This is a genomic window from Mucilaginibacter sp. SG538B (assembly GCF_013376065.1).
In the GTDB taxonomy this organism is placed as follows: Bacteria; Bacteroidota; Bacteroidia; order Sphingobacteriales; family Sphingobacteriaceae; genus Mucilaginibacter; species Mucilaginibacter rubeus.
The window spans coordinates 355,774-380,462 of record NZ_JABMJI010000004.1; the positions used below are offsets into that span (position 1 = coordinate 355,774).

Sequence of the window (24,689 nt, forward strand, 5' to 3'; positions counted from 1 at the left end):
ATAATTGTTAATGGGCTTGCGGCTTACTATTTTGCGCATAGCGTATTAACAGCAACAAAGAAATATGTTATTTAGAATAAATCCAAATAAAAATAAAGAAAACTCCAAAATGTGTTCAGAATTTAAGAGAATGGGCTTAATTAAGTATTTGTATATCAACGATATTTATTCAAAATCTTCTCCTTAGAGGATTGTAGTTTTTAACAAAACGGCCCTTCAAATTAATGGAGGGCCGTTTTATTTATACTGATAAGGGTTGATTACTTGATATGCTTTTTTACGATCTCTGAAAGTGATGTCAGATCAAATGGCTTGGCAAGGTACCCATCGGCGTTACCGGCTTTGGCAATTTCTTTGATATTGCTCACGGCCGAAATAATGATCACGGGGATGTGGCTGGTAGCCGGATTGTCTTTTATGCTTTTACTTAGCTGCTGCCCGTTTGCGTCACTGCTCCAATCGGTGAGCCAGTTATCAAGCAAAATCAGGCCGGGGTTAATAGTAGTCAGGGTACGCAGGATTCGGGCATTGTCGGATTGTACTACTTCGTAACCTTCTTCCTCCAATACATACACCACGGTATCGCGGATATCTTTATCGTCCTCTATAACTAAAACCTTTTTGGCCATAAGCTTGATTGCTTTATACTTTATTAAAATTAAAGCACCTTCTTTTTGAAGCTGCTGTGTTTAAGTACATAACAATCAAATACCCGGTATTTGTTTTAGCTATAGTATTAAATAAAAAATATATTATTTAATTAAATGTTAACCTGCAACGGTATTATAGCAGGCCCGGCAGCGGGGCTCATAGCTTTCCTTTTCGCCTAATAATATTTTTGAATTATCATGTACCAGGCGGTACGAGTATTGGGCCGGGTTGCCACACCTTACGCAAACGGCCTGTAGTTTGGTTACCGATTCGGCAATGGCCATAATGTTGGGCATAGAGCCAAATGGCCGGCCCTTAAAATCCATATCCAAACCGGCTACAATCACGCGTACGCCGCGGTTGGCCAGTACGGTACATACCTCGGGGAGCTCATCGTCAAAAAATTGCGCTTCATCTACACCTATTACATGGGCATCACTGGCCAGCAGTAAGATAGCCGAAGCGCTATCAACCGGGGTAGAGGTTATTTTGCTGGCATTGTGCGAAATGATGGCATCTTCGCCATAACGGGTATCGGCTTTAGGGCTAAAAATCTCAACCTTAAGCTTGGCAATGCGGGCACGGTTAAGCCTCCTGATCAGCTCTTCGGTTTTGCCCGAAAACATTGATCCGCAGATAACCTCAATACTGCCGCCTACTTCGCTTTTACGCCTGAAAACCTCTTCGTGATATACCATTTATGACTTTTATAGTCGGCAAATATCAGAATTTAATCCTATTTTTGGTAAGCATTTTCCTAACATTGAGGCCATGAAGCAAATGGATGTATTTAAAAAGATAGGTGGGATTTTAAAGGAGCTTAATGATCAATACGACTACCTCGCAGCTGATCCCAGCGAACTTAACGAGCTTGAATTAGAACTTTTTGTAGCCAATGCCCATTTTTTAAAAGACCATGCCGAAATACTGCGCCGCATCAACGAGCGCTCGGCTGCTCCTGCACTGCTTGCAGAAAAAAACCAGCCGGCAGCTGAAGAACACACACCGGTGACACTGGTGTTACCTCCCGCTCCGGTGCCGGCAACACCTCCGCCTGCAAAGGAGGAAGCTTTGCATGAGCAGCGCTTTTTTGAACCGGTAGTACAACAGCATGTCCCTGTGCCGGTTGATAAGATAGAACTTACCAGCGATGCCGAACCGCCGGCCCCGGTGCCGTTTAACCCGGTAAAAATAGAGGTGATCAATCCCGCTCCCGAAATAAAAGAAACACCCGAACCGCAAATAAATATTGCTGCCGAAAAAGAGGCAGATACTTATTCTTTTCAACAGGAAATTCCTGAAGGAAGCGGTTTTGAGCTAAATTTAAACGAGGCTGATACGTGGGATGATGAGGCTGACAGGTTTGAGCAGGAAGAACTGATTGGTGAACTTCCCGAAAAGCCGGTTGAGATAGTACCCATAGCCGAACAGCCCGTGCCGGTAATTGAGCCCGTAAAACCCGCAGCAGAACCTGTTGTTGCTACAGCTCCTTCAGCAGATACAAGCGACAACCAGCAGGTACTGACCTTTAATCAAAGGATCATGGCCCAAAAGGCCGAGAAAGCGAACAACGGGGCAAGCACCACTGCTGAGCTACCGGTTACCGATCTTAAATCGGCCATAAACCTGAATGATAAGCTGCTTTATATAAAAGATCTGTTTAATGGTTACAGCCTGGCCTATAGTGAAGCTATCGAGATAGTAAATCGCTTTAACACTTTTGAAGAAGCCGAACGTTTCCTGAAAACAAACTACGTAGTTAAAAACAACTGGGAAAGTAAAGCATCAACAGCCGATAAGTTTTACGCTTTGTTACGACGGAGATATCCTGCTTCGTAGCGGTTTAGTTCATAGTCGATGGTTCATGGTGAAGACAATTTTAGAGGTGCCCCAACTTTCTGACTTACGGACTTCTGACTAAATTATCAAACATTTGATTTCCTGTTTGAATCGAGTTTGATAAGCGTGAACAGGAGCATGGTGAAACTTAGTAATGACGAGCCTCCATAGCTGATGAACGGTAAAGGGATCCCAATAACGGGTACTACCCCGATGGTCATACCGATATTGATCACTACGTGAAAAAACAACACTGAAGCTACACCGTAACCGTAAATACGCGTAAAAGGCGATCGCTGCCGTTCGGCAATAAGAATTACCCGCAATATCAGGAACATGAAAAGGCTTATTACCGTTAATGAACCTGCAAAGCCCCATTCTTCGCCGACGGTGCAGAAAATAAAGTCGGTACTTTGCTCGGGTACAAACGAGTATTGGGTTTGTGTGCCATGTAAATAGCCTTTACCCCACATTTTTCCGGAGCCTATAGCTATTTTCGACTGGTTTACATTATAGCCTTTTCCCTTTAAATCGGTAGTGATACCCAGGAGTATGTTAATACGCTCTGTTTGATGTTTCTTTAAAACGTGGGTATAAATAAACTTTACACTAAATATAAACGCTATCGAGATTGCAAGGCCGATGATCACGGTTTTGATGAGCTGCCTGTTACGCTTAAATAAAAAGATAATGAAAGCGGTTATTACAGCCAGGATCAGGATAATATACAGCGGATTGTATAATAGCGACGTAACGAAAAGGGTGATGAACAACCCAGCTATCACCAGGAAATAAGGAGAAAGCCCTTCGCGGTATAAAACAAATATCAAAGAGCAAAATACCAGTGTCGAACCGGTATCGGGCTGTAGCATGATCAGCAACATCGGGAACCCGATAATCACGGCGGCCGTTAAAAATGATTTGGGTTCGGTAACCCGGATGTTGGTGCCGCTTAAATATCGCGCAAGCAATAAACAGGTTGCAAACTTGGCAAACTCCGAAGGCTGCAGCCGGAAGCCGCCGCCCATGTTGATCCAGGCCTGATTACCGCCTACGTTTCGGCCTATCACCAGCACCAGTATCAATAATAGCACAATCACCACGTAAAATGCCGGGGCTAAGGCTGCAATAAACCGGCTTTCGAGCAGGAGGATCACAATACCGACCACAATGGATACGCAGATGTAAATAAACTGCTTGCCGTAATTGGTAGAGGCATCGACTAAGCTTTGATGATTTGGGTCAAAAACTGCAGCATGAATATTAAACCAACCAATGGTGCAAAGTACCAGGTACAAAAAAACTGTAAGCCAATCTACATTGAAGAAGAAGCTCCGCTGCTGAGTGCTCATGATCTTGCCCTCCCGCCCGTTAATGATTTAATCCAGTTCGCAGGCCTATTGTTATAAGCTGATTCGCGCCTTTCTTTTTTTATCGAATCGGCCTTGAATTTTTTAATTGAATCGGCTTTGAGCTTTTTGATGGAATCAACCTTTGCCGCCCTGATACTGTCACGCCTGCGTTCTTTTTGCAGGTCTTGAGCATAAAGGCTAAGATCGGGCAGGCGATTAGCATTTGCATAATAATCAACTGTAATTCCCGATTCGCGCGGGGTAATCTTACCTTTTAGATATTTTTCAACTATGAAGCTTGCAATAGGAGCGGCCCAATGCGCACCCTCGCCCGAGTTTTCAACTACAACAGCAATCGCTATCTTAGGATTATCGCGTGGGGCGAAGGCCACGAATACCGAGTTGTCCTCACCATGCGGGTTTTGCGCGGTACCGGTTTTACCGCACATAATAATATCAGGTATCTTTGACCTGCGGGCTGTACCGTTTTCAACTACCGCCTGCATCCCGTTAATAACAGGTTCAAAATATCCCGAATCTATCCCAACATAGTTTTTTTCAACGTATTCTTTTTTAATTACGTTTTTAGTACCGATTGCCTTGATAAGGTGAGGCTTATAGTAAAACCCGCGATTGGCAATAGTACACTCCAGGTTAGCCATTTGCAAAGGTGTTGCTAATAACTCGCCCTGGCCTATGGCCAGCGGAACGATGGTGCTTGAACGCCAGCCGCCTTTATGATAAACATTATCATAATGTAAAGGCGTTGGAACGTTACCACGGCTTTCGGCAGGCATATCCAGGTCCAGCCTTGCACCAAGGCCAAATTTCATTACATTATTTCGCCATGCGGTGAAATTGGCTTCTGTATTTTTTACCCCGTACCGGTCAACAATACGTTGAAACACCATTGAGAAGTAGCCGTTACATGACTCGGCCACGGCCCGGGCCATATTTACCGTGCCGTGTGCTTCGCCATGGTTACAGTGTACAATGCGGTTGCCTGCCCGGTAATTACCAGTACAATAAAAAGTTTCGCTCGGGTTAATGATGCCCTCCTGCAGCGCGATAAGGGCACTTAATGGTTTAAATGATGAACCGGGAGGATATTGTGCCTGGATAGGCCTGATGAAAAATGGCTTATATGGGTTATTGTACATTTTGGCGAGGTTGTTGCCTCGCTGACGGCCCACCATGAGGTTAGGATCGTAAGTAGGGCTGCTCACATAACATAAGATCTCGCCCGATGATGGCTCTATGGCCACAATACTGCCCAGTTTGTTTTGCATTAGTTTTTCACCAAGCCTTTGCAGGTCAACGTCTAACGACGAGGTCAGACGTTCGCCCGAACGGGGTACGGTATCAAGCGCGCCATTGGCAAATGAACCCTTGGGTACACCGTGCGAATCAACCATTTGTACCTGTACGCCGCGCTGACCGCGCAATACATTTTCGTATGCCTTTTCAACGCCGGTAACGCCGATATAATCGCCAAGGCGGTAATATCCGTTTGAGCGTTTGATATCCCTGTCGGTGACCTCGCCAATAAAACCTAAAAACTGTGCGGCTACCGAGTCGGGATAAGTGCGTATGGTGCGGGGCACTATAGCGAAGCCCGGAAACTCAAACAGCTTTTCCTGCAATGAAGCATACAACTGAACAGAAAGTTGTTTTTCAAATACGGATGCTGTATTGGGCGATTGTTTTTTAGCCTTGGTAAAGCGTTTGTCGAAACCCTCTTTGTCGATACCTATCATTTTGCAAAATAACATGGTATCAAAAGGTTTTACTTCCTTGGGGTTAACGGTAACATCATAAATGGGTTCGTTTTGTACAAGGATTTTGCCGTTACGGTCAAGTATAGGCCCGCGGGCAGGGTAAAGTATGGTAGTACGCCTTACGTTACTGTTGGCATAGATCTCGTACTTATCATCAACTATCTGGATATAGTACAGCCTTCCCAGCAGGGCTAATATGATAGCTATAAAAATACCGGTAACAACGTAGCGGCGTTCAAAAAACTTATTCATTTACGTTCTTTCCTTCTGAAAAATAGCAGGCCCGAAATTAGTATTAAAAATACGGTAAACAATGAACTCAAAACAACACGGCTTAGTGTGTATTGTATTTCAGAAAAACTAAAAACCTCTAAATTAAGCAGGAAAAAGTGGTGGAATAAAGTAAGTATCAACACATAAGTAAAAAACCACCTGAAACCCATGATACTCAAAGTAGGTTCGGGCTCGTTATCAAAGCCATCCTTTTGTACCGTGATGCTGATGAATAAAACACGTACAAGCGCCAGTACAATACAAGCCGCGGCGTGCAGGCCGGGTGTATCATAAAAGGCATCAATACTTAGCCCGGTAACAAAAGCAAGTACAAACAACAGCACGTTTGGAACTTCAAACGGAAGCAGCAAGATGAACAGTATATAAAAATATGGTGTAGCAAGGTTATAAAACGTTATGTTTTTTAACAGGAAAACCTGCATAAAAACCAGTATAATAAATCTGGCAAGGTTAATAAGGATAGTCCTACTCATTTTTGTTTTGTACGGCCTCCAGTACCGTTTGTTCACCGGCAAATTTGTTATTTACCACGTAAACGTATTGAAGCTTTGTAAAATCAACAGCTAAGGCTACCTCAACGTTGATGAGTAAACCGCCGCCTTTGGCATGCAGGTTGGTAACTTTGCCAAACGGTATACCGGTAGGGAAGAGCGAATAGCCCGAGGTAACCACCGTATCACCAATTTTGGGCTGAGCATTATTCTGTATATCTATCAATACACCCCTGTGCGGATCAAGATCGTTACCCCATACAAACGAGCCTATATCTTTAGTACCTGCAAGCATGGCGCTAAACCGCGTGTTTTTATGCAAAACTGATTGGATAATAGCTAAATGCTCGGTTACTGCAATAACCTGGCCCACAACACCTGCACTTGTTATTACACCCATATCTTTTTGGATGCCGTCCCTGCTACCCCGGTTAATAGTAATATAGTTGCTGCGTTTATTGAATGAGTTATTGATTACTTTGGCTACAATATAACTGTACTGCTGCTTGTAAACGGTATCATTAACCTTGTGCTTTTCAACAGTATCGACATACATGGAAGCTTTGAGCTGGCCGCGAAGTTTAGCATTTTCGCGGGCAAGGCTATCGTTGGTTTCTTTTAATGACAGGTATTCTTTTAAGGCGTCAACCTGGCTATACAACGAGCCTGTTATTTTATTGGTTGAGTTAATAAAAGACGCTTTTTGAAACGAGTTGTATTTAATATAAATAAGCAGCGAGCTAATCTCAAAAATCAGGAATAAAAAAAACGCGTTATACTTAGTTATAAATATCCAAAGGTTACGCATTGCTTTTCAGATTTGAAATTGGAATCAAGATAACAAGAACCAAGAGACAAGAAAAGGAGAACAACATTCAACTTATTTCCTTCTTGTCTCTTAATTCTTAAATTCTTGTTTCTAATTTACTGCATTAAAAATTTAAAGTTGCCAATGTTTTTAAGGGCGGTGCCGGTTCCGCGTACTACGGCGCGAAGAGGGTCTTCGGCAACGTGAACGGGTAGTTTGGTTTTGGCAGCCACACGCTTATCCAAACCGCGCAATAAAGCACCCCCACCGGTTAAGTAGATACCGGTTTGATAAATATCGGCCGAAAGCTCGGGAGGGGTAATTTCCAACGCTTTTAATATCGCTTCCTCAATTTTTGAAATTGATTTATCAAGGCAATGTGCAATCTCGGTATATGATACCATAATTTGTTTTGGCACACCGGTCATCAGGTCACGGCCTTGTACGGCAAAATCACCCGGTGGCTCGCTTAGTTCAGGAAGCGCGGCGCCAACCTCAATTTTAATTTTTTCGGCAGTACGGTCACCAATCATGATGTTATGTTGGCGACGGATATATTGAACAATGTCCGAATCAAAGTTGTCTCCTGCAACACGGATTGACTGGTCGCAAACAATACCTGATAAAGCAATAACGGCAATTTCGGTAGTACCACCACCAATATCGATGATCATGTTGCCCATCGGCTCTTCCACGTCGATGCCGATACCTACAGCGGCAGCCATAGGCTCATGGATGAGGTAAACCTCTTTAGCGCCGGCAATCTCGGCCGAGTCGCGCACGGCACGTTTCTCTACCTCGGTAATACCTGATGGGATACAGATCACCATACGCAGCGATGGAAAGAACCATCCCTTGCCCTGGTTAATCATTTTGATCATCCCACGGATCATGTGCTCGGCGGCGTTAAAGTCGGCAATTACACCGTCTTTAAGCGGGCGCACGGTACGGATATTATCGTGCGTTTTACCTTCCATTTGCATAGCCTGCCTGCCTATGGCAATCACTTTATTGGTTGTTCTGTCAAACGCCACAATCGAGGGTTCGTCAACAACAACTTTGTCGTTATGTATAATGAGGGTATTTGCTGTACCTAAATCGATAGCAATTTCTTGTGTAAAAAAGTTAAATAAACCCATCTGGTATTTCTTTCAGTATGTTATGCAAAGTTTATAAAAATACGCTTAAATAAATTAGCATTTTGCAAACTTAAGCGTTAAAAAATCACATTTATTGTGTTGGGGTTGGGTTGATAGAGCTTATTTATTAGATGGTTGACCGGATTTACAGGTAAATTAAGTTAAAACAGGTTAAAAACATTTTTCCTTTTCACCAAATCAATCCCTACTCTTCAATCAAACGTTTTTAACCTAATAAACTACTCACCAAATCAACCCGGTCAACCTTAAATGTTAGTGTTTAAAGTGACGTACGCCGGTAGTAACCATAGCCAAACCTTTTTCATTGCACATGGCAACCGAAAGCTTGTCATTAATCGATCCGCCCGGTTGTAAAATGGCGGTGATCCCAGCTTCGGCAGCCAGTTCGGCACAATCAGGGAAGGGGAAGAAAGCGTCGGACGCCATTACCGCACCGTTCAGGTCGAAACCAAAGCTTTGAGCTTTAATAATGGCTTGCTTAAGTGCATCAACCCTTGAGGTTTGACCAACGCCACTTGCCATTAGCTGGTTATTTTTAGCAAATACAATGGTGTTCGATTTGGTATGCTTTACAATTTTATTAGCGAAGAACAGGTCTTTCAATTCAGCCTCAGTCGGTGCTTTTTCAGTAACAGTAGTCATTTGGGCCGGACCTTCAATGACGGCGTCTTTATCCTGCTCAATTACACCATTCAATAAAGTTTTGAAATGCTTAACAGGCAGTTCAACCGGCTGGCGAACCAACAGGATGCGGTTCTTTTTGCCTGATAGGATCCGTACTGCTTCGTCTGTAAATGCCGGAGCGATCAGCACCTCATAAAATATCTTGTCGATCTCAGTTGCAGTTTCTGCGTCGATCTCGGCATTGGCAATAATAACACCACCAAAGGCCGATACAGGGTCACAAGCCAGGGCATCGATCCATGCTTCTTTAATAAATGAACGCGAAGCTACACCGCAGGCATTGGTATGCTTAAGGATAGCGATAGTAGGCTCAGTAAACTCATCAATAATAGCAACGGCAGCGTCAACATCTACCAGGTTGTTGTATGAAAGCTCTTTACCATTCAGTTTGTTGAACATGGCATCAAGGTTACCATAAAAAGTTCCTTTTTGGTGAGGGTTTTCGCCGTAACGCAGAACCTGGCTGGTTTGGATACTTTGTTTAAATACCGGGAGTGGTTCTGCCTCGTTAAAGTAGTTGAAAATATGTGTATCGTAGTTTGACGAGATGTTGAATGCTTTTTGAGCGAATGAACGGCGCTGATCAATTGTGGTAGCACCTTCCTGCGTTTTCAGGATATTTTCAAGGCCTGCGTAGTCATCTTTTGAAGCTACGATCACTACATCTTTAAAGTTTTTTGCAGCTGCACGGATCAAAGAAATACCACCGATATCGATCTTTTCGATCACATCTTCGGCACCGGCACCTGATTGTACAGTTTCCTCGAACGGGTACAGGTCAACAATTACCAAATCAATTTCAGGAATTTCATATTGCTCTAATTGTTGTTTATCTCCATCAAAGCTCCTGCGGGCCAAAATACCACCGAAAACCTTAGGGTGCAGGGTTTTAACACGGCCACCCAGTATCGAAGGGTATGAAGTAAGGTCCTCAACCGGGATCACATTTACACCTAAATTGCGGATAAAAGTTTCGGTACCTCCGGTTGAATAGATATTTACACCAAGGCGGTTTAACTCATGAATGATGGGCTCTAAGTTATCTTTGTAATAAACAGAAATTAAAGCATTTTTTATTTGAACTGACTGGCTCATGTACACACTGTTTTTTGAGCCGCAAAGGTAGTGATATTTAGTTAATTGGAGGTTAGTTAATTAGAGATTAGTTATTAGCATAGGATCGATATTTATCCACATCGAAATTTTATAGCAGGCGATATTTAATGTGTATTACCGTGCGTTCGATAGGCTAATTGTTGAGGTATTCATAAATAATTGGTAACTTAGTATATGACTACGGTGATTATTCAATCAAATTCGGAAAAAAAGACCCGCTTGTTGATGCAGCTTGCTGAAGAGCTTGGTCTTTCTGCGCAAACACAAGAAGTTAAGGATTTGAATACAATTGACGTCGCGAGGGGGATTGGAAGAAAAGCAACAAACGAAGAGCTGATTAATTATTTAAATAAAGATCTTGATGAAGAAGCTATCCCGTTAGATAAAGCTTTTTCTAAATATACTCAATAAGCCCATTCTGTATTTTGAACGTTACTATTAAGCCTAAGGCCTTAAAGGTTATTGATGCGATTGTTGATTTTGTAGAATCGAAAAATACGCCGGGAAGCGGTGCAAGATTTGCTTTGAAATTCAAGACAGCTATCAAAAGATTAGCTGTACCCGGAGTACAGCATTCCATTTGTAACCATGAGGTTTTAGCCGCGTTCAAATATTCTTGCAGTCATTTCAATGACTGGGTTATAGCCTTTAAAATTGTTGATGGTGAATTGACTGTTTACGAAATTATACATGGGTCATTGTTGTTTTAATAACCCATAAAAGAACTTAGATACCCCCCTAATCACTAAAAAACTCAGCTTTTCATCTTTTTCAACAACGCCTCAACAACTTTCGGGAAATGATTATGCTCTAACTGCTGGCCTTTAAATTTTACGATCTCAAGCGTATCGCCCGGTTCAATTTTAAATTTCGACTGGTGGATGATCTCGCCTTCGTCAAAGTTTTCGTTAACGAAGTGAATGGTGATGCCACTTTCCTCTTCTTTGTCTTCCAATATTTTGCGGTGTACGTTATCGCCGTACATGCCTTTGCCGCCATATTTGGGTAACAGGGCAGGATGCAGATTAATAATCTTATTGGGAAATGCTTTTAATAATGATTGGGGCACAAGCCATAAAAAACCGGCTAATACAATCAGATCAACCTGTAAATTTTTAAGCAAGCGGATAACACCGTCTGTTTCATAAAACTCATGGCGACTGAAAATATGCGAGGGTACCTCAAAGTTATCGGCACGCTGTAAAACGTAAGCTTGAGGATTATTGGTAAGTATTAGCACAACTTCGGCATCGGCATTGCGTTTAAAATGCTCCATTAACTTTTGGGCGTTTGAGCCGGAACCTGAAGCGAAAATGGCAATTCTTTTTTTCATCGATAATTTGTTTTTCAACGAAGATGAAGCTACAATAGTTTCATCGGGCTGACTGTTTACTTGGCATTGAAACTATTAAAACCATTTTACAATTAAAAATATTAAAACTATTGGGTGGCAGTTACTTTTTGCCTGATAAACCCATAACGCATAATGCGTCGTTTTTTTGTTGCCGAATAGTTTGGTTCAACATCCCCTGTTTCTAATACCAGCGAATAATTACCCAAGGTAACTATTTTAGTGTTTTCAAATGGCTTTGAGGTACCGCCCGATGCTTTGGTGGTATCGTTACAAACCATATCCGAAATTAAAAATAATTTATTTGCAGTAAGCGACCAGCGGCCCTTCGCGGTATCTGATTTGCATTGAAAATTAGTGTAGCTGCAGGAATTGTCGGCATTGAAGGTAAAAAGTTGGGTATCCTGGCAAGTTTGGTTTAAGGTATCTAAAGATACCTGGGCATCACCCACATAATTGGTAACGGTTATAGAAGCCAATTGCCAGTTACCTGCTAATAATCCGGGTATGTGGCTTAAGTTATCTTTCTTGCATGAATTAACAATCAGCGCAATACTTATTAAAAACAGGAAAAACAACAGCGGGGTTCTTTTCATTTATTAAAGGCAAAATTATAAAATATGGTTGATTACCTTGCATCAGTACACTGTAATAAACGCTATAAATTAAATTTATTTCAAAACCAATGCGCGTTCCATACCAAAAACTTGAAGCCGAATTTGAAAGAGTACTATTAAGTATTGATCTGCCGCTTGCAAAAGCCCGGCAATGCGCCGCCATTTTCGCCGCCAACAGCAGGGATGGTGTTTACAGTCATGGCCTTAACCGGTTTCCTGCTTTTGTACAAACTGTAAAGGAAGGCTTGTTTAAACCGGATGCGGAAGCTGTAATGGTAGACAATCTGGGTGCAATTGAGCAATGGAACGGTAATTTTGGTCTTGGCATGTTAAACGCAAGCACATGTATGAGCCGGGCTGTTGAACTGGCCGGAGAGTACGGCATAGGCTGTGTGGCTATCAAAAATACCAACCACTGGATGCGTGGTGGCACTTATGGATTACAGGCGGCTGATGCCGGATTTATAGGCATTTGTTTTACAAACACCATTGCTAACCTGCCGCCCTGGGGCGGGCTCGACCCGCGGCTTGGTAATAATCCCCTGGTTATTGCGGTGCCGCGTAAAGGCGGACATGTCTTATTGGACATGGCTATTTCGCAATACTCGGTAGGTAAGCTGATGGAGAGCAAATCGCAAAATAAACCTTTGCCATTGCCCGGTGGCTATGATCATGAAGGGAATTTAAGTACTGATGCCGATGCCATTTTGCAGTCAAAACGGATGTTGCCTATTGGTTTTTGGAAAGGGTCGGGTTTATCGCTGATGCTTGATCTGCTGGCGACATTACTAAGCGGAGGAAAATCTACCTCAAAAATCAGCGAACACGAAAAGGAGTGGGGCGTATCGCAAGTGTTTATCTGCCTGAAAACAGACACTGAGCAAAATGAGCGTTTAATAAATGAAATCCTGGGCTACACCAAAAGCAGCAATCCTGTTGATGGTGAGCAGGTTTCATACCCTGGCGAAAATATGCTCAAAACAAGAGAGCGGAATTTACGGGATGGGATACCTGTTAATGAGGAGATCTGGGAAAGGGTTTTGGCGATGTGAACCGATGGATTGACTACTGACAAATTTACCCTACCATCATTCCCTCAAATTTTTCCCAAAAGCCATCGCGCGGTACGGGAGCGATAATAGCAACCGGTTCGTTTTTTACCGGGTGTACAAACGTAAGCTTGCGTGCATGCAGGCAAATGCTTTTGCGCAGGCTGCCGCGGGGATAGCCATATTTATTATCGCCTACGATGGGGCAGCCGAGGGTTGAAAGCTGTACCCTGATCTGGTGCGGGCGACCGGTTATCGGGTCAACCTCAATTAAATAGTATCCGTTTAGCTCGCCCACCAATTTATAGCTTAGCTCCGAGCGTAAGCTGCCCTGTACTTCTCGGTCATGGGCTTTGGTTACATTTTTCTGTGAGTTTTTTACCAGCCAATGTACCAGGGTGCCTTCTTCGGGAAATGGTTTTTTGCGCACTACTGCATAATAGGTTTTATGCATTTCGCGGGCTTTAAACATTTTGTTGATCCGGTCGAGCGCTTTACTGGTTTTGGCAAACAGGATCACGCCGCTTACCGGTCTGTCAAGGCGGTGTACCACGCCTAAAAAAGCGCCGTTAGGCTTGCTGTATTTTTTGGCGATGTATTTTTTTACCTTTTCGTCCAGCGGCTCATCGCCGGTTTCGTCAACCTGTACAATATCTCCCGCACGTTTATTTATGGCAATAAGGTGGTTGTCCTCATAAAGAACATCCTTATCGGTAATATCGGCATTGCTATAATTAAATTCAGGACGGGCCATTTGTGTTAGTTCATGGTTCATGGTTAATAGTTCATGGCCATCATCTTTACTATGATCTATAAACTATCAACTATAGGCTAATTAATACTGCTCTTTCTCGTTAGGGAAACTGTTACTTTTTACGTCGGTATTGTAATTTTTGATCGCATCGTGCATGATATCATACAGGTTGGAGTATTGGCGTAAAAAGCGGGGCTTAAAGCCTTTGTTAATCCCCAGCATATCATGGATTACCAGTACCTGGCCGTCGCAATGCTGACCAGCGCCGATACCTATTGTAGGGATTTGCAGACTTTCAGATACTTCCTGCGCCAGTTTGGCCGGGATTTTTTCCAATACAATACCAAAGCAGCCAAGTTCCTGGAGTTTAAGGGCATCATCACGCAGTTTTTGTGCCTCGGCTTCATGTTTGGCGCGTACGGTGTACGTTCCAAATTTATATATGGATTGCGGTGTAAGGCCAAGGTGCCCCATTACCGGGATGCCGGCGGTTAAGATCCGGCTAACTGATTCGGCTATTTCAACGCCGCCTTCAATTTTAACGGCGTGTGCCCCGGCTTCCTTCATAATGCGGATGGCTGAGTTCAGCGCTTCCTTTGAGTTGCCCTGGTATGATCCAAAAGGCAGATCGACAACCACCAATGCACGTTTAGCCGCACGTACCACAGATGATGCATGATAGATCATCTGGTCGAGCGTTATAGGCAGCGTAGTTTCGTGACCCGCCATCACATTGGAGGCCGAATCACCAACAAGGATGATATCAGTCCCGGCATCGTCGACTATGGTAGCCATCGAATAGTCATATGCGGTAAGCATAGAGATCTTTTCGCCACGAACCTTCATCTCCTGGATGGTATTGGTGGTGATACGCTTTATTTCTTTATTTACAGACATTGATAAATGTGTTATCGCAGTGCAAAGGTACTTTTTGATTTTGGATTAATTGGATTTCGGATTTCGAAATTTCGATTTCGGATTTTTCTGTTTTTGATTTGTTATTTTATCGGCAGAAAGCCTAATAAATCCGAAATCAAAATAATTCCAAAATCTCACACCCGAAATCCGAAATTATTTTCTACTTTTGCGCCGTGAATCCGGAAGTTCCTTACTTCAATATTTCTATCAGTTTTCACGGGGCTTTGAACCAGGCGATCCGATCATTTAACCCTTTCAATTTTTTTAAGCGATGAATTATTTCACCAAATTACCGGCTATATTGCTGCTTGCCGACGGTACCGTTTTTTACGGTAAAGCTGCGGGCAAAATGGGTACTACCACCGGCGAGATTTGTTTTAATACCGGCATGACCGGCTACCAGGAAATTTTTACCGACCCTTCATACTTTGGGCAAATTATGGTAACCACCAATGCGCACATTGGTAACTACGGTATTGCTAACGAAGAAGTTGAATCGGGCAGGATCCAGATTGCAGGCCTGGTTTGCAAAAACTATAACATCGCCTACAGCCGTAAACAGGCCGATGAATCGATACAGGATTATTTCCAGGAGCAAAACATAGTTGGTATATCTGATATAGATACCCGTCAGCTTGTTCGCCACATTCGTGATAAAGGCGCTATGAACGCCATCATTTCATCAGAAATATTAGACCTGGATGAACTGAAAGCAAAACTTGACCTGGTGCCTTCTATGGATGGCCTGGAGCTTTCATCGCAGGTATCAACTACCGAAACCTATACTTTTGGCAGCGAGGATGCTCCTTATCGTGTAGCGGTGCTTGACCTTGGTGTAAAGAAAAACATCCTTCGCAATTTTGATTCGCGCGAGGTTTATGCCAAAGTATTCCCTGCAAAAACTACTTATGCCGAAATGGAGAAAGATTTTGCCCCTACAGGCTATTTCATTTCAAACGGTCCCGGCGATCCATCAGCGATGCCTTATGCGGTTGAAACTGTAAAGGAGATTTTAGCTGCTGATAAGCCGATGTTCGGTATTTGCTTAGGCCACCAGTTGCTGGCTTTGGCTAACGATATCCCAACTCAAAAAATGTTTAACGGTCACCGTGGTTTAAACCACCCGGTAAAAAATATCATCATTAACCATTGCGAGGTTACTTCTCAAAACCATGGGTTTGGTGTAGTGCCGGAAGCCGTACGTGCTTCGGATAAGGTAGAGATCACCCACGTTAACCTGAACGACCAATCTATCGAAGGCATTCGCGTAAAAGGTAAAAAAGCCTTCTCGGTGCAATATCACCCTGAGTCTTCACCTGGTCCGCATGATTCAAGGTATTTGTTTGATGACTTTATCAAATTGATGAAATAAATTTTGATTGCACCTGTACAGATTTTAAATGTGCGGATGTTCGAAAGCCTTTCAATTTAGTTTGGAAGGCTTTTTTATTTCTCAGGATTCCTTTTTAACTTAGTTATATACCTGCCTGAATTATGAAGAAATCAATTAACCTGCTTTTAACGGCAGAAGAGAAAGCTATTCTCCGGGCTCAAAAAACAAAAATAGCCGATCTCACTACTTTCGCCCCGGATGAAGTTGCAATGATATTGAATGCGGATACCGAACGTGCCAGGGAGATCAACGCGTTGATTGAGTTCCAAAGTATTCCGTCATTAGGGATCAATTTTGCAACTGAACTGATACAGCAAGGGTATTACTCATTACAACAACTGGAAGGAAAAGACCCGGTTGAACTATTCAATGCATTTGAACGGCATGTGGGTGCCTGGGCCGATCCATGCGTGGAGGATTCATACCGATTATTGGCAGATTATATTAAACATGGTAACACTGGCAAAAGCTGGTGGCATTTCACTGCCGAGCGAAAAGCTTACCGGGCCGAGCATGGCTTCCCTGCAAGCCGACCTGCAAAGGCGTGGTACGAGTTGCCGCAGTATCGTAAGGGGAAAGGGTTTGCGGGGAGTAAATAAAAAAGTACGGGATTGTGCGATTCCCTCCCTTGGGAGGGTGTAGGGAGGGGTTTCTTCAATTGGGCAATGTTGTATAAACCCCTCCCTGTCATTACACATTCCAACACATCCCTCCCAAGGGAGGGAATTAAAAACATCATCCCACAAAAAAAAACGCGAATGAAATCTCATTCGCGGTTTTGGTATAAAAACTCAGGCGGATATCCTGGATTAGTTTAAGTATGATTGTAACAGGTTTGATTTTGAATTGTGGCGTAAACGCATCAAAGCCTTGTCTTTCAACTGGCGGACACGCTCGCGGGTTAAATCAAATTTTTCACCTATTTCCTCTAATGAGTGAGGTGCATGGCCACCAAGGCCAAAAAATAACATCAGCACTTCACGGTCGCGCTCGGCAAGGATGCCTAATGAGCGTTTAATTTCCTGTGATAATGAATCGGCCATTACTTCGGTATCGGTTGCTGCATCAGAGCTGGCCAATACGTCAAGCAAGGTGTTTTCTTCACCCTGGATAAAAGGTGCGTCCATTGAAATCTGCCTGCCGGCGTTATTCATCGAATCGGCAATTTTATCAACCGAAATTTCCAGGTTGTCTGCAAGTTCTTCGGGTGTTGGCTGTCTTTCAAATTCCTGCTCCAGTTTTGAAGCTGCTTTGTGTATTTTGCTCAATGAACCAATTTGGTTCAGTGGTAAACGCACAATACGCGATTGCTCGGCAATGGCCGACAGGATTGACTGACGGATCCACCATACGGCATATGAAATAAATTTAAAGCCTTTGGTTTCGTCAAAGCGTTTTGCCGCTTTAATTAAACCAAGGTTTCCTTCGTTTATTAAGTCGCCCAGGGTAAGGCCCTGGTTTTGGTACTGCTTAGCAACCGATACCACAAAGCGAAGGTTTGTTTTTGTCAAACGTTCTAACGCTACCTGGTCGCCCTCACGGATCTTTTGCGCCAGGATCACTTCCTCCTCAGCTGTGATCAAATCTACCTTGCCAATATCATGCAGGTATTTTTCGAGCGATGCCGATTCGCGGTTAGTGATTGATTGGGATATTTTAAGTTGTCTCATTTTTTAATACAGATTATTAAGCTAAAAACGGTTCAATAAGATACATGTGCCGGGTTAAACAACCGGAGTTAAAACAGACTACATTAAACTTTGCTTCCTTCTTTATTTGTGAACCCGGGATAAGTATTTAATATTTAAAACGAGGGTTTTCTTCTGATATTATTGCTGTAAGGAACGAGCGGTTTAAAAGTTTTAAAATAATGTGCTAACCAATAAATGTTTAATCAACATATTACCCTATAATGAACAGCACAAAGATAAACATTTATTTGCTATTATAGTGTCATTTAAACACCATGAAACAACGGTTAAAGTAACGATTGTATGCAATTAAGCTAATCTTGTTTAGGTTCAGGCGCTTGTTGGGTGTCATCTGTCTTCTGCTCATCATCATCTGCTTTTGTTTTTTTATGGTTTTTGTTCCACTTAATTTTTATTTTACCTTCATCGCCATCGGTGGCAAGTATGTGTAAAACAATGCCTTTCATACGTTTTTTATTACGTTCGGTTTCATCTGCTATTTTGCTGTCATTCTTCGGGTTTCGTATCGGTACATCAAGTGCAATGTTAGTACCCCGCGATAGCGAATAAGTACCCTCAATGTCCATATTGAGCACGCTGGAGTTAATTTGCATGGGCGCAATTTTGATTTTATCGCCATTGATATCAAATTGGGCTTTCAGGTCACTAAAAGTAATGTTATCCAGATCGCGGAAGGGAAAAGCAAACTTACCCACACTTTTTATCGGCGAAAAATTGACCAGGGCACCCTCTTTCAGGTTTACCATAGCGGTTCCCCTTATTGATTTAGGTACCAGGTTACCCGCATTATTGATCCCCCCCTTAATATCGGCCCTTGCCGAAAGGAAGCCCCTGAGGTTATCACTCGTAAAATCCTTTAACCCAAAATTGTTAAACGATGCAAAGAATGTATTAGTATTAACATGGTTAATGGTAGTACTGATAGCAAAATTATTGATTGGTCCCTGCTGTACCAGGCCGCTTAAGTTTAATGACCCGCCCGAGCTTTTAAGGCTTACATTGCGCATTTTCATGGTGTTGTCGGCTAAAAGGATATCGGCATTAACATCTGTCGCCAAAAACTTTTTATAATATACTTTGGCTAAGCGCAGATGAAGTTCGGCCTGCCCTTTATCAAAGGCGGTATTAAGCTGGCTGGTAATTTTAGCATTGGACATCCTTTTGCCCGTTCCTGCACTGCTTTTACTGCGTTCGTATCCGCGGTTGTTCAGGAAGCCTAAAAACTCGCCAAGATATATCTGCGGACTGGTGATCTGCCATACAATCAAAATCTTTTGTGGATCGGTATAATACAGGTTGAGGAAATTGCTCACCTTACCCTGCATGTACACTACGCTACCGCCATTTTGCAGGCGGATATTATTTATGTAGAGATCTTTATCGGTAAATTTTAAGGCAATGGAGTTGTTTTTAAATACCAGGTTGCGGGGCAGGTAACTTACATCTGCATTTTTTATATCTACATTACCGGTAACGAAGGGTTTGGTGAATTTGAAATTCACGATATCAGCCTTATAAGCCAGTTTCAGATCGGCAATCCCCTTAGTAAATTTAAGGCTTTCATCTCCTATGATGGCGTTGAGTTTGCTAACCGGAAAGCGTGACCTGAAAATCCCTGTGGCGACAGGTGTATTCAGGTTGTTGATAAACGCAGTATCGATAGTAAAAGGGATTTCTTTATAGTTGCCGTTAAAATGATAAAGCCTGATTACCGAATTTTCATCGCCCAGACCCCTGCCATTAATATAGTTGTTGCTGAACGTTCCGTTAAAGCTGCAATTTTCGATTGTACCGCCCTGGGTTTTCAAAACGTTATTCTTTGCCTTGGCAGTAACGTAAATAGATGGATCGCCCTTAACGCCGAAAGCCCCTCTCAGATCGCAGGTTACATCAATGGGCTTTTTCAGGTCGAACATTTTGAGGCTTTTGGTGATGTTGGCCGCAAGCAGATTGGCAGCGCTGGTCCATAAAATGTCATTAACCTTTAAGTTAATTGTAAAAGGGGTTTCAGGTTTTTTAAGCTCAAACCTGGCAGTAACGTTGAATGTGTCATCACCTATATTTAAGTTATTAGGTGCTACGTTAATAACCTGCGAGTCATAATTATAGCTAATATCAAAATGCCCCTTGAGCAGCCTGTTTTTCATGAAGCTCCCCTTTTTGGTATTAAAGGAAAAGCTGTTTACCATGGTATTCAGGTCGATATCGGCGTTCCACCCTTTAGCAGGATACTCCATCCGGCCCTGGATATCGTTAACCGCAAATTTGAACAGTTTGGAAGCATGACGATCGTCAACAACAAAGTTTACCTTGTTTAAAGAAAATCTGCCAATTTGTGTGGAAGAGCTGGTTTGTTTTTCTTTCGGGTCTTTTTCAACTGTAGGTTTTGTTTTAAATATAGATGTATTGCTATAACCGGTGCTGTCGGTAAACAGGTCGATATCAGCATTGCTGATATCGACTTTATTGATTACCACTTCGCCCTTTAAAAGGGCCGAGGCATTTACGGATACTTCAAGCTCTTTGGCGGTAAGCAATGTATGATGATGTTGCGCCCAGCGGTTATCTTTCAGTACTACATCTTTCAGTTCGACAGACACTCCCGGAAAACCTTTAAATAATGTTGGATCAATAGTGCCAATGGTTAGTGTGCCGTTCAGGTTTTTATTAAGCTCGGAGGTGATCATAGCAAGCACCTTCTGTTTATTATTATTAACATAAACAGTAAAGGCAGTAAACATAATTATAATTAAACCAACAAGCGCTCCGGCGATCTTTAAGGTTACCTTTAACCATTTCGGCATCTTCAACTAATTTATTGTTAAAGCGTTATGGTTATATAATTGTTTGTATTGTAACATATAATTAACACACGGTATAGGAATAGGTAAATAAATCTGCTATAAGATACAATATTTTAAAGGTATAATCGGCTACATCAGTATCATGGAAACAACCAATAAAGTAAGGGCTATTATAACAGGAGCCACCGGCATGGTAGGCGAGGGTGCATTGCACCAATGCTTATTGAGCGATAAGGTTGAAGCAGTATTAGTTATTAACCGTAAACCCTGCGGTGTAACACATCCTAAACTAAAGGAAATTATACATACTGATTTTTTTAACCTTACACCCATTCAGGATCAGTTAGAAGGTTACAATGCCTGCTTTTTTTGTTTAGGCGTTTCGTCGGTAGGGATGAGCGAAGAAGCTTATTATAAAGTGACTTACCTGCTCACTATGCACGTGGCCGAAATTTTGAGCCGAATTAATCCGGATATGACTTTTTGTTATGTATCTGGTGCCGGTACAGACAGTACAGAAAAAGGCCGCAGTATGTGGGCCCGGGTAAAAGGCAAAACCGAAAATGATTTGATGAAGCTGCCCTTCAAACAGGTATTCAACTTCAGGCCGGGATTTATGAAAAGCTTTAAGGGGGCAAAAAACACATTGCCGTTTTATAAATACATCAGTTGGATGTACCCCATAGGCCGCCTTATTTACCCAAAAGGTTTTATTACGCTTGAGGAAGTTGGGAAAGCCATGATCAATACCGCGAACCGCAGCGCCGGCCGCTGGATATTAGATGGAAAAGATATTGTTGCCATGGCGAATAGCTAACAATGGGTAATGATATATGGAGAAAGCTATCGTGTAAAACCCGATATATCGTAAATGTTGGGTAGCTGTATTTTAATTAATGCATTGATTAATAGTATTTTGTGTTTTTGGAGCAAGCTTTGAAATGGTGCTGTCAACAGTATTATTTATGAAACTTAAACTCTAGTAAAAAATGAACACAAAATTCATGAAAGGCCGCTTAAAAGCACATTTAGTTGCGGCGACTATCTTATTAGGCAGCTTGTTTGCCTTTACTTTTAAGGCCGCTGCCCAGGCACAGCCTGTTAAAAACATTGTATTAGTGCATGGGGCCTTTGCCGATGGCTCGGGCTTTAAGGCCGTGTACAATATCCTTACAAAAAAAGGTTATAATGTTACCGTGGTGCAAAACCCGCTTACTTCTTTAAAGGACGATGTTGACGCTGCCAACCGGATCCTGGATAAACAGGATGGCCCGACGGTATTGGTAGGCCACTCTTATGGTGGTACGGTAATTACCGAAGCCGGGAATAATTCAAAAGTAGTAGCGTTGGTTTATATAGCCGCTTTTATGCCCGATAAAGGGGAAAATACGATAAAATGGGTACAGTCGGCTCCTCCGGCTCCCGAAAACGGTATTTTGCCGCCGGATGATAAAGGTTTTGTTTACTATGATAAAGCCAAATTTCATGGCGGTTTTGCCGGCGACCTAAGTAAAGCCGAAGCCGACTTCATGTTTGCATCGCAGGGGCCAACTTCGGTTCAATGTTTTGTTACGCCTGTTGCCGAAGCGGCATGGAAAACCAAACCAAGCTATGCTATAGTGGCCACCGAAGATAAAAGCATTGTGCCCGATGTTGAGCGTACCATGTACAAACGTGCCGGTGCAAAAGTAACAGAGGTAAAAGGCAGCCACGTGATCTTCATTTCGCAGCCTGAGGCCGTTGCCAAAGTCATCATGGACGCGGCAAATGGCGTTAAATAATCAGATAGTTTTTGTTACAGTTTTAAGCGGAATTGGTCGTGATTGACTGTTCCGCTTTTTTATTGGTTTGCCGGAAAAGTGTTGTCACAAGGGCAAAGATGTTATTTGATTTTCCCAGTGCGCCGGATTCATTTTTAGTAACGGCAACGCTATATACTGTATGAGTAAATTAAACGTTTTACCACCCCAAAACAGCCAATCCGTTTTGTAAAGCTTATTTTATATTGTTAAAAGAACACTAATTATTGCCGGGCTGAATAGACGTACCGGCGATTTTTTCGACAGGTACTTGAACTATGTAATGACTTTTTTACAGGCCAAAAGGTTCCTTTAAGTAAATAATGCATTTTATCTGAATAAAATTTTAAATAAAATTTTTCTTTGTCAAAAATTAAGTGTTATTTCGACAATAATTATAAATCTTTATATGAGCAATAACCAATTAGTGATCGGGGTTGATTACGGGTCTGACTCCGTGCGCTCCGTGATAGTAAACGCGGCCAACGGAGAAGAAATAGCATCATCAGTATTTAATTACCCCCGTTGGCGCGATGGCAAGTATTGTGTACCTGCCGAAAACCAGTTCCGCCAGCATCCGCAGGATTATATCGACGGACTTAAAGCCACTATTAAAGATTGTATTGCACAGGCCGGCGGTGAAGCCATCGCAAAAAATATAAAAGGCATTTCTGTTGATACCACCGGCTCAACCCCCGTTGCGGTTGATGCTGCCGGTACTCCGCTTGCCTTAACCCCCGGTTTTGAAACTAACCCCAATGCCATGTTTGTATTGTGGAAAGATCATACTTCGGTTAAAGAAGCAGCGCAGATCAATGAACATGCTGCAAAATTTGATACCAATTATTTGAAATATGTTGGCGGTATCTACTCGTCAGAGTGGTTTTGGGCTAAACTGCTGCATGTACTAAGGGTTGATAAAAGTGTACGTGATGCTGCTGCCTCATGGGTCGAGCATTGCGACTGGGTCCCCTTCCTGTTAACCGGTGGTACCGATGTTAAGGCCATTAAACGCGGCCGTTGCTCTGCTGGTCACAAAGCCCTTTGGGCCGAAGAATTTAATGGCCTGCCTCCTGAAGAATTTTTTGTTTCTCTTGATCCGGTGCTGGCTGGTTTCAGGGATAAATTATATGAAGATACATACACGGCCGATGAAGCAGCCGGAAACCTTAGCGCGGAGTGGGCGGAGATATTGGGACTCTCAACCGATGTGATTGTAGGTACCGGCGCTTTTGACGCGCACATGGGCGCTGTTGGCGGTCAGATTGAGCCTTATCACCTGAGCAAGGTAATGGGCACATCAACCTGCGATATCCTGGTTGCCCCAACATCAGAGATGGAAGGCAAACTGGTACGCGGTATCTGCGGACAGGTGAATGGCTCGGTTATTCCGGGAATGGCAGGTTTAGAGGCTGGTCAATCGGCTTTTGGTGATACTTATGCCTGGTTCAAAAACATCCTGGCCTGGCCATTAAATAACCTGCTTTCACAATCGCAGGTAATTGACGCGGCCACTGCCGAAGCGTTGAAGGAAGAAATTTCAGAAATGATCATCCCTGAATTGAGCAGGCAGGCAGCATTGTTACCCATCGAAGAAAGCAATGAGCTGGCTATTGATTGGTTTAACGGCAGGCGTACACCGGATGCCAACCAGGAATTAAAAGGAGCTATTACCGGTTTGGGTTTAGGCAGCGATGCACCACGGGTATTCCGTGCGCTGGCCGAGGCCACCTGCTTTGGTGCCAAGAGCATTGTTGACCGCTTTATCAGCGAGGGTATCCCGGTTAAAGGGATCATCGGTATCGGCGGCGTAGCAAAAAAATCACCTTTCGTGATGCAAATGATGGCTGATGTTTTGGGAATGCCTATCCGCATTCACCAGTTTAAACATACCTGTGCTTTGGGCGCTGCGATGTTTGCTGCGGTGGTTGCCGGTATCTACCCAACTATCGAAGAGGCTATGACAGCCATGGGCCGCGGCTTTGACGTGGTTTATGAGCCAAACATCGCGTTGAAGGAAGTTTATCAGCAACGCTATAACCAATACAGCATATTGGGCAAGTTTGTAGCTGCCGAAGTTGCTTTGAAAAATAATCCTGAACTGCAAAACGCTTAATAA

The 24,689-nt window shown here is 42.9% G+C and carries 23 protein-coding genes; 9 read left to right on the plus strand and 14 right to left on the minus strand.

All coding sequences use genetic code 11. The features are described 5' to 3' along the window. Window positions 1–260 precede the first annotated feature (260 nt). The gene (locus tag FHW88_RS22530) at window positions 261–629 is read right to left on the minus strand and encodes a response regulator (protein ID WP_176627984.1); all 369 of its coding nucleotides are present in this window, start codon (window positions 627–629) and stop codon (window positions 261–263) included. Between the two features lie 138 nt (window positions 630–767). Then, window positions 768–1,349, minus strand: a complete 582-nt coding sequence (locus FHW88_RS22535) for a thymidine kinase (RefSeq protein ID WP_090528965.1) — start codon at window positions 1,347–1,349, stop codon at window positions 768–770. 73 nt (window positions 1,350–1,422) lie between these two features. Between FHW88_RS22535 and FHW88_RS22540 the strand changes: the two genes are divergently transcribed. After that, on the plus strand, window positions 1,423–2,490 hold the full coding sequence (locus FHW88_RS22540; RefSeq protein ID WP_176627985.1) for a hypothetical protein: 1,068 nt from the start codon (window positions 1,423–1,425) through the stop codon (window positions 2,488–2,490). 86 nt (window positions 2,491–2,576) lie between these two features. On the opposite strand, the gene rodA is transcribed toward FHW88_RS22540, so the two are convergent. The 6 genes from rodA to purH form a co-directional block, all read right to left on the minus strand. Next, window positions 2,577–3,842, minus strand: a complete 1,266-nt coding sequence (rodA, locus tag FHW88_RS22545; protein WP_176627986.1) for a rod shape-determining protein RodA — start codon at window positions 3,840–3,842, stop codon at window positions 2,577–2,579. Next, window positions 3,839–5,872 carry a penicillin-binding protein 2 gene (mrdA, locus tag FHW88_RS22550; protein WP_176627987.1) on the minus strand — a complete coding sequence of 678 codons (2,034 nt, stop codon included), beginning with the start codon at window positions 5,870–5,872 and terminating at the stop codon, window positions 3,839–3,841. Before mrdA ends, rodA begins: the two co-directional genes overlap by 4 nt. Beyond that, entirely contained in the window at window positions 5,869–6,387 is a 519-nt protein-coding gene (locus tag FHW88_RS22555) for a rod shape-determining protein MreD (protein ID WP_176627988.1), read from the minus strand. Before FHW88_RS22555 ends, mrdA begins: the two co-directional genes overlap by 4 nt. After that, window positions 6,380–7,213, minus strand: coding sequence for a rod shape-determining protein MreC (gene mreC, locus FHW88_RS22560; RefSeq protein WP_176627989.1), 834 nt, complete (start codon window positions 7,211–7,213; stop codon window positions 6,380–6,382). The genes FHW88_RS22555 and mreC overlap by 8 nt, the downstream gene beginning before the upstream one ends. Before the next feature lie 116 nt (window positions 7,214–7,329). After that, entirely contained in the window at window positions 7,330–8,352 is a 1,023-nt protein-coding gene (locus FHW88_RS22565; protein ID WP_090528947.1) for a rod shape-determining protein, read from the minus strand. Window positions 8,353–8,625: 273 nt separating this feature from the next. Further along, window positions 8,626–10,152: a bifunctional phosphoribosylaminoimidazolecarboxamide formyltransferase/IMP cyclohydrolase gene (purH, locus tag FHW88_RS22570; protein WP_176627990.1), complete on the minus strand. Its 1,527-nt coding sequence runs from the start codon at window positions 10,150–10,152 to the stop codon at window positions 8,626–8,628. Between the two features lie 195 nt (window positions 10,153–10,347). Between purH and FHW88_RS22575 the strand changes: the two genes are divergently transcribed. Both FHW88_RS22575 and FHW88_RS22580 read left to right on the plus strand, forming a co-directional pair. After that, on the plus strand, window positions 10,348–10,584 hold the full coding sequence (locus FHW88_RS22575; RefSeq protein ID WP_176627991.1) for a hypothetical protein: 237 nt from the start codon (window positions 10,348–10,350) through the stop codon (window positions 10,582–10,584). A gap of 14 nt (window positions 10,585–10,598) precedes the next feature. Next, the gene (locus FHW88_RS22580; protein WP_176627992.1) at window positions 10,599–10,883 is read left to right on the plus strand and encodes a type II toxin-antitoxin system RelE/ParE family toxin; all 285 of its coding nucleotides are present in this window, start codon (window positions 10,599–10,601) and stop codon (window positions 10,881–10,883) included. 44 nt (window positions 10,884–10,927) lie between these two features. On the opposite strand, the gene purN is transcribed toward FHW88_RS22580, so the two are convergent. Next, on the minus strand, window positions 10,928–11,506 hold the full coding sequence (gene purN / locus FHW88_RS22585) for a phosphoribosylglycinamide formyltransferase (protein WP_090528933.1): 579 nt from the start codon (window positions 11,504–11,506) through the stop codon (window positions 10,928–10,930). 107 nt (window positions 11,507–11,613) lie between these two features. After that, window positions 11,614–12,120, minus strand: coding sequence for a DUF5004 domain-containing protein (locus FHW88_RS22590; RefSeq protein ID WP_176627993.1), 507 nt, complete (start codon window positions 12,118–12,120; stop codon window positions 11,614–11,616). Window positions 12,121–12,209: 89 nt separating this feature from the next. Between FHW88_RS22590 and yiaK the strand changes: the two genes are divergently transcribed. After that, window positions 12,210–13,193 (plus strand): 3-dehydro-L-gulonate 2-dehydrogenase, encoded by a 984-nt coding sequence (yiaK, locus tag FHW88_RS22595; RefSeq protein WP_090528927.1) that lies wholly within the window; start codon window positions 12,210–12,212, stop codon window positions 13,191–13,193. A gap of 25 nt (window positions 13,194–13,218) precedes the next feature. Here the strand turns inward: yiaK and FHW88_RS22600 are convergent, their stop codons facing one another. Both FHW88_RS22600 and panB read right to left on the minus strand, forming a co-directional pair. Beyond that, window positions 13,219–13,965, minus strand: a complete 747-nt coding sequence (locus FHW88_RS22600) for an RluA family pseudouridine synthase (RefSeq protein ID WP_090528924.1) — start codon at window positions 13,963–13,965, stop codon at window positions 13,219–13,221. A gap of 60 nt (window positions 13,966–14,025) precedes the next feature. Next, complete coding sequence (gene panB, locus FHW88_RS22605) at window positions 14,026–14,841, minus strand: 3-methyl-2-oxobutanoate hydroxymethyltransferase (RefSeq protein WP_176627994.1); 816 nt, start codon at window positions 14,839–14,841, stop codon at window positions 14,026–14,028. A 292-nt stretch (window positions 14,842–15,133) separates the two neighbouring features. Between panB and carA the strand changes: the two genes are divergently transcribed. Together carA and FHW88_RS22615 are read left to right on the plus strand one after the other, a co-directional pair. Then, window positions 15,134–16,234, plus strand: coding sequence for a glutamine-hydrolyzing carbamoyl-phosphate synthase small subunit (gene carA / locus FHW88_RS22610; RefSeq protein ID WP_176627995.1), 1,101 nt, complete (start codon window positions 15,134–15,136; stop codon window positions 16,232–16,234). A gap of 122 nt (window positions 16,235–16,356) precedes the next feature. Then, complete coding sequence (locus tag FHW88_RS22615; protein ID WP_176627996.1) at window positions 16,357–16,854, plus strand: helix-hairpin-helix domain-containing protein; 498 nt, start codon at window positions 16,357–16,359, stop codon at window positions 16,852–16,854. 210 nt (window positions 16,855–17,064) lie between these two features. On the opposite strand, the gene FHW88_RS22620 is transcribed toward FHW88_RS22615, so the two are convergent. Continuing rightward, on the minus strand, window positions 17,065–17,925 hold the full coding sequence (locus FHW88_RS22620) for an RNA polymerase sigma factor RpoD/SigA (RefSeq protein ID WP_090528912.1): 861 nt from the start codon (window positions 17,923–17,925) through the stop codon (window positions 17,065–17,067). Window positions 17,926–18,260: 335 nt separating this feature from the next. Next, window positions 18,261–20,771: an AsmA-like C-terminal region-containing protein gene (locus FHW88_RS22625; protein ID WP_176627997.1), complete on the minus strand. Its 2,511-nt coding sequence runs from the start codon at window positions 20,769–20,771 to the stop codon at window positions 18,261–18,263. A 142-nt stretch (window positions 20,772–20,913) separates the two neighbouring features. Here FHW88_RS22625 and FHW88_RS22630 point away from each other — a divergent pair, with 142 nt between their 5' ends. From FHW88_RS22630 to FHW88_RS22640, 3 genes are all read left to right on the plus strand, one after another. Further along, window positions 20,914–21,588, plus strand: a complete 675-nt coding sequence (locus FHW88_RS22630) for an NAD-dependent epimerase/dehydratase family protein (protein WP_176627998.1) — start codon at window positions 20,914–20,916, stop codon at window positions 21,586–21,588. 172 nt (window positions 21,589–21,760) lie between these two features. Further along, the gene (locus tag FHW88_RS22635; RefSeq protein WP_090528903.1) at window positions 21,761–22,552 is read left to right on the plus strand and encodes an alpha/beta hydrolase; all 792 of its coding nucleotides are present in this window, start codon (window positions 21,761–21,763) and stop codon (window positions 22,550–22,552) included. A gap of 427 nt (window positions 22,553–22,979) precedes the next feature. Beyond that, window positions 22,980–24,686, plus strand: a complete 1,707-nt coding sequence (locus FHW88_RS22640; protein WP_090528900.1) for a ribulokinase — start codon at window positions 22,980–22,982, stop codon at window positions 24,684–24,686. The last annotated feature ends 3 nt before the right edge of the window (window positions 24,687–24,689 follow it).

Excerpts from the sequence above, each read along its gene's own strand:
- FHW88_RS22530 (WP_176627984.1), bottom strand. The coding sequence starts at position 629 with ATGGCCAAAAAGGTTTTAGTTATAGAGGACGATAAAGATATCCGCGAT.
- FHW88_RS22535 (WP_090528965.1), bottom strand. The coding sequence starts at position 1,349 with ATGGTATATCACGAAGAGGTTTTCAGGCGTAAAAGCGAAGTAGGCGGC.
- FHW88_RS22540 (WP_176627985.1), top strand. The coding sequence starts at position 1,423 with ATGAAGCAAATGGATGTATTTAAAAAGATAGGTGGGATTTTAAAGGAG.
- rodA (WP_176627986.1), bottom strand. The coding sequence starts at position 3,842 with ATGAGCACTCAGCAGCGGAGCTTCTTCTTCAATGTAGATTGGCTTACA.
- mrdA (WP_176627987.1), bottom strand. The coding sequence starts at position 5,872 with ATGAATAAGTTTTTTGAACGCCGCTACGTTGTTACCGGTATTTTTATA.
- FHW88_RS22555 (WP_176627988.1), bottom strand. The coding sequence starts at position 6,387 with ATGAGTAGGACTATCCTTATTAACCTTGCCAGATTTATTATACTGGTT.
- mreC (WP_176627989.1), bottom strand. The coding sequence starts at position 7,213 with ATGCGTAACCTTTGGATATTTATAACTAAGTATAACGCGTTTTTTTTA.
- FHW88_RS22565 (WP_090528947.1), bottom strand. The coding sequence starts at position 8,352 with ATGGGTTTATTTAACTTTTTTACACAAGAAATTGCTATCGATTTAGGT.
- purH (WP_176627990.1), bottom strand. The coding sequence starts at position 10,152 with ATGAGCCAGTCAGTTCAAATAAAAAATGCTTTAATTTCTGTTTATTAC.
- FHW88_RS22575 (WP_176627991.1), top strand. The coding sequence starts at position 10,348 with ATGACTACGGTGATTATTCAATCAAATTCGGAAAAAAAGACCCGCTTG.
- purN (WP_090528933.1), bottom strand. The coding sequence starts at position 11,506 with ATGAAAAAAAGAATTGCCATTTTCGCTTCAGGTTCCGGCTCAAACGCC.
- FHW88_RS22590 (WP_176627993.1), bottom strand. The coding sequence starts at position 12,120 with ATGAAAAGAACCCCGCTGTTGTTTTTCCTGTTTTTAATAAGTATTGCG.
- yiaK (WP_090528927.1), top strand. The coding sequence starts at position 12,210 with ATGCGCGTTCCATACCAAAAACTTGAAGCCGAATTTGAAAGAGTACTA.
- FHW88_RS22600 (WP_090528924.1), bottom strand. The coding sequence starts at position 13,965 with ATGAACCATGAACTAACACAAATGGCCCGTCCTGAATTTAATTATAGC.
- panB (WP_176627994.1), bottom strand. The coding sequence starts at position 14,841 with ATGTCTGTAAATAAAGAAATAAAGCGTATCACCACCAATACCATCCAG.
- carA (WP_176627995.1), top strand. The coding sequence starts at position 15,134 with ATGAATTATTTCACCAAATTACCGGCTATATTGCTGCTTGCCGACGGT.
- FHW88_RS22615 (WP_176627996.1), top strand. The coding sequence starts at position 16,357 with ATGAAGAAATCAATTAACCTGCTTTTAACGGCAGAAGAGAAAGCTATT.
- FHW88_RS22620 (WP_090528912.1), bottom strand. The coding sequence starts at position 17,925 with ATGAGACAACTTAAAATATCCCAATCAATCACTAACCGCGAATCGGCA.
- FHW88_RS22625 (WP_176627997.1), bottom strand. The coding sequence starts at position 20,771 with ATGCCGAAATGGTTAAAGGTAACCTTAAAGATCGCCGGAGCGCTTGTT.
- FHW88_RS22630 (WP_176627998.1), top strand. The coding sequence starts at position 20,914 with ATGGAAACAACCAATAAAGTAAGGGCTATTATAACAGGAGCCACCGGC.
- FHW88_RS22635 (WP_090528903.1), top strand. The coding sequence starts at position 21,761 with ATGAACACAAAATTCATGAAAGGCCGCTTAAAAGCACATTTAGTTGCG.
- FHW88_RS22640 (WP_090528900.1), top strand. The coding sequence starts at position 22,980 with ATGAGCAATAACCAATTAGTGATCGGGGTTGATTACGGGTCTGACTCC.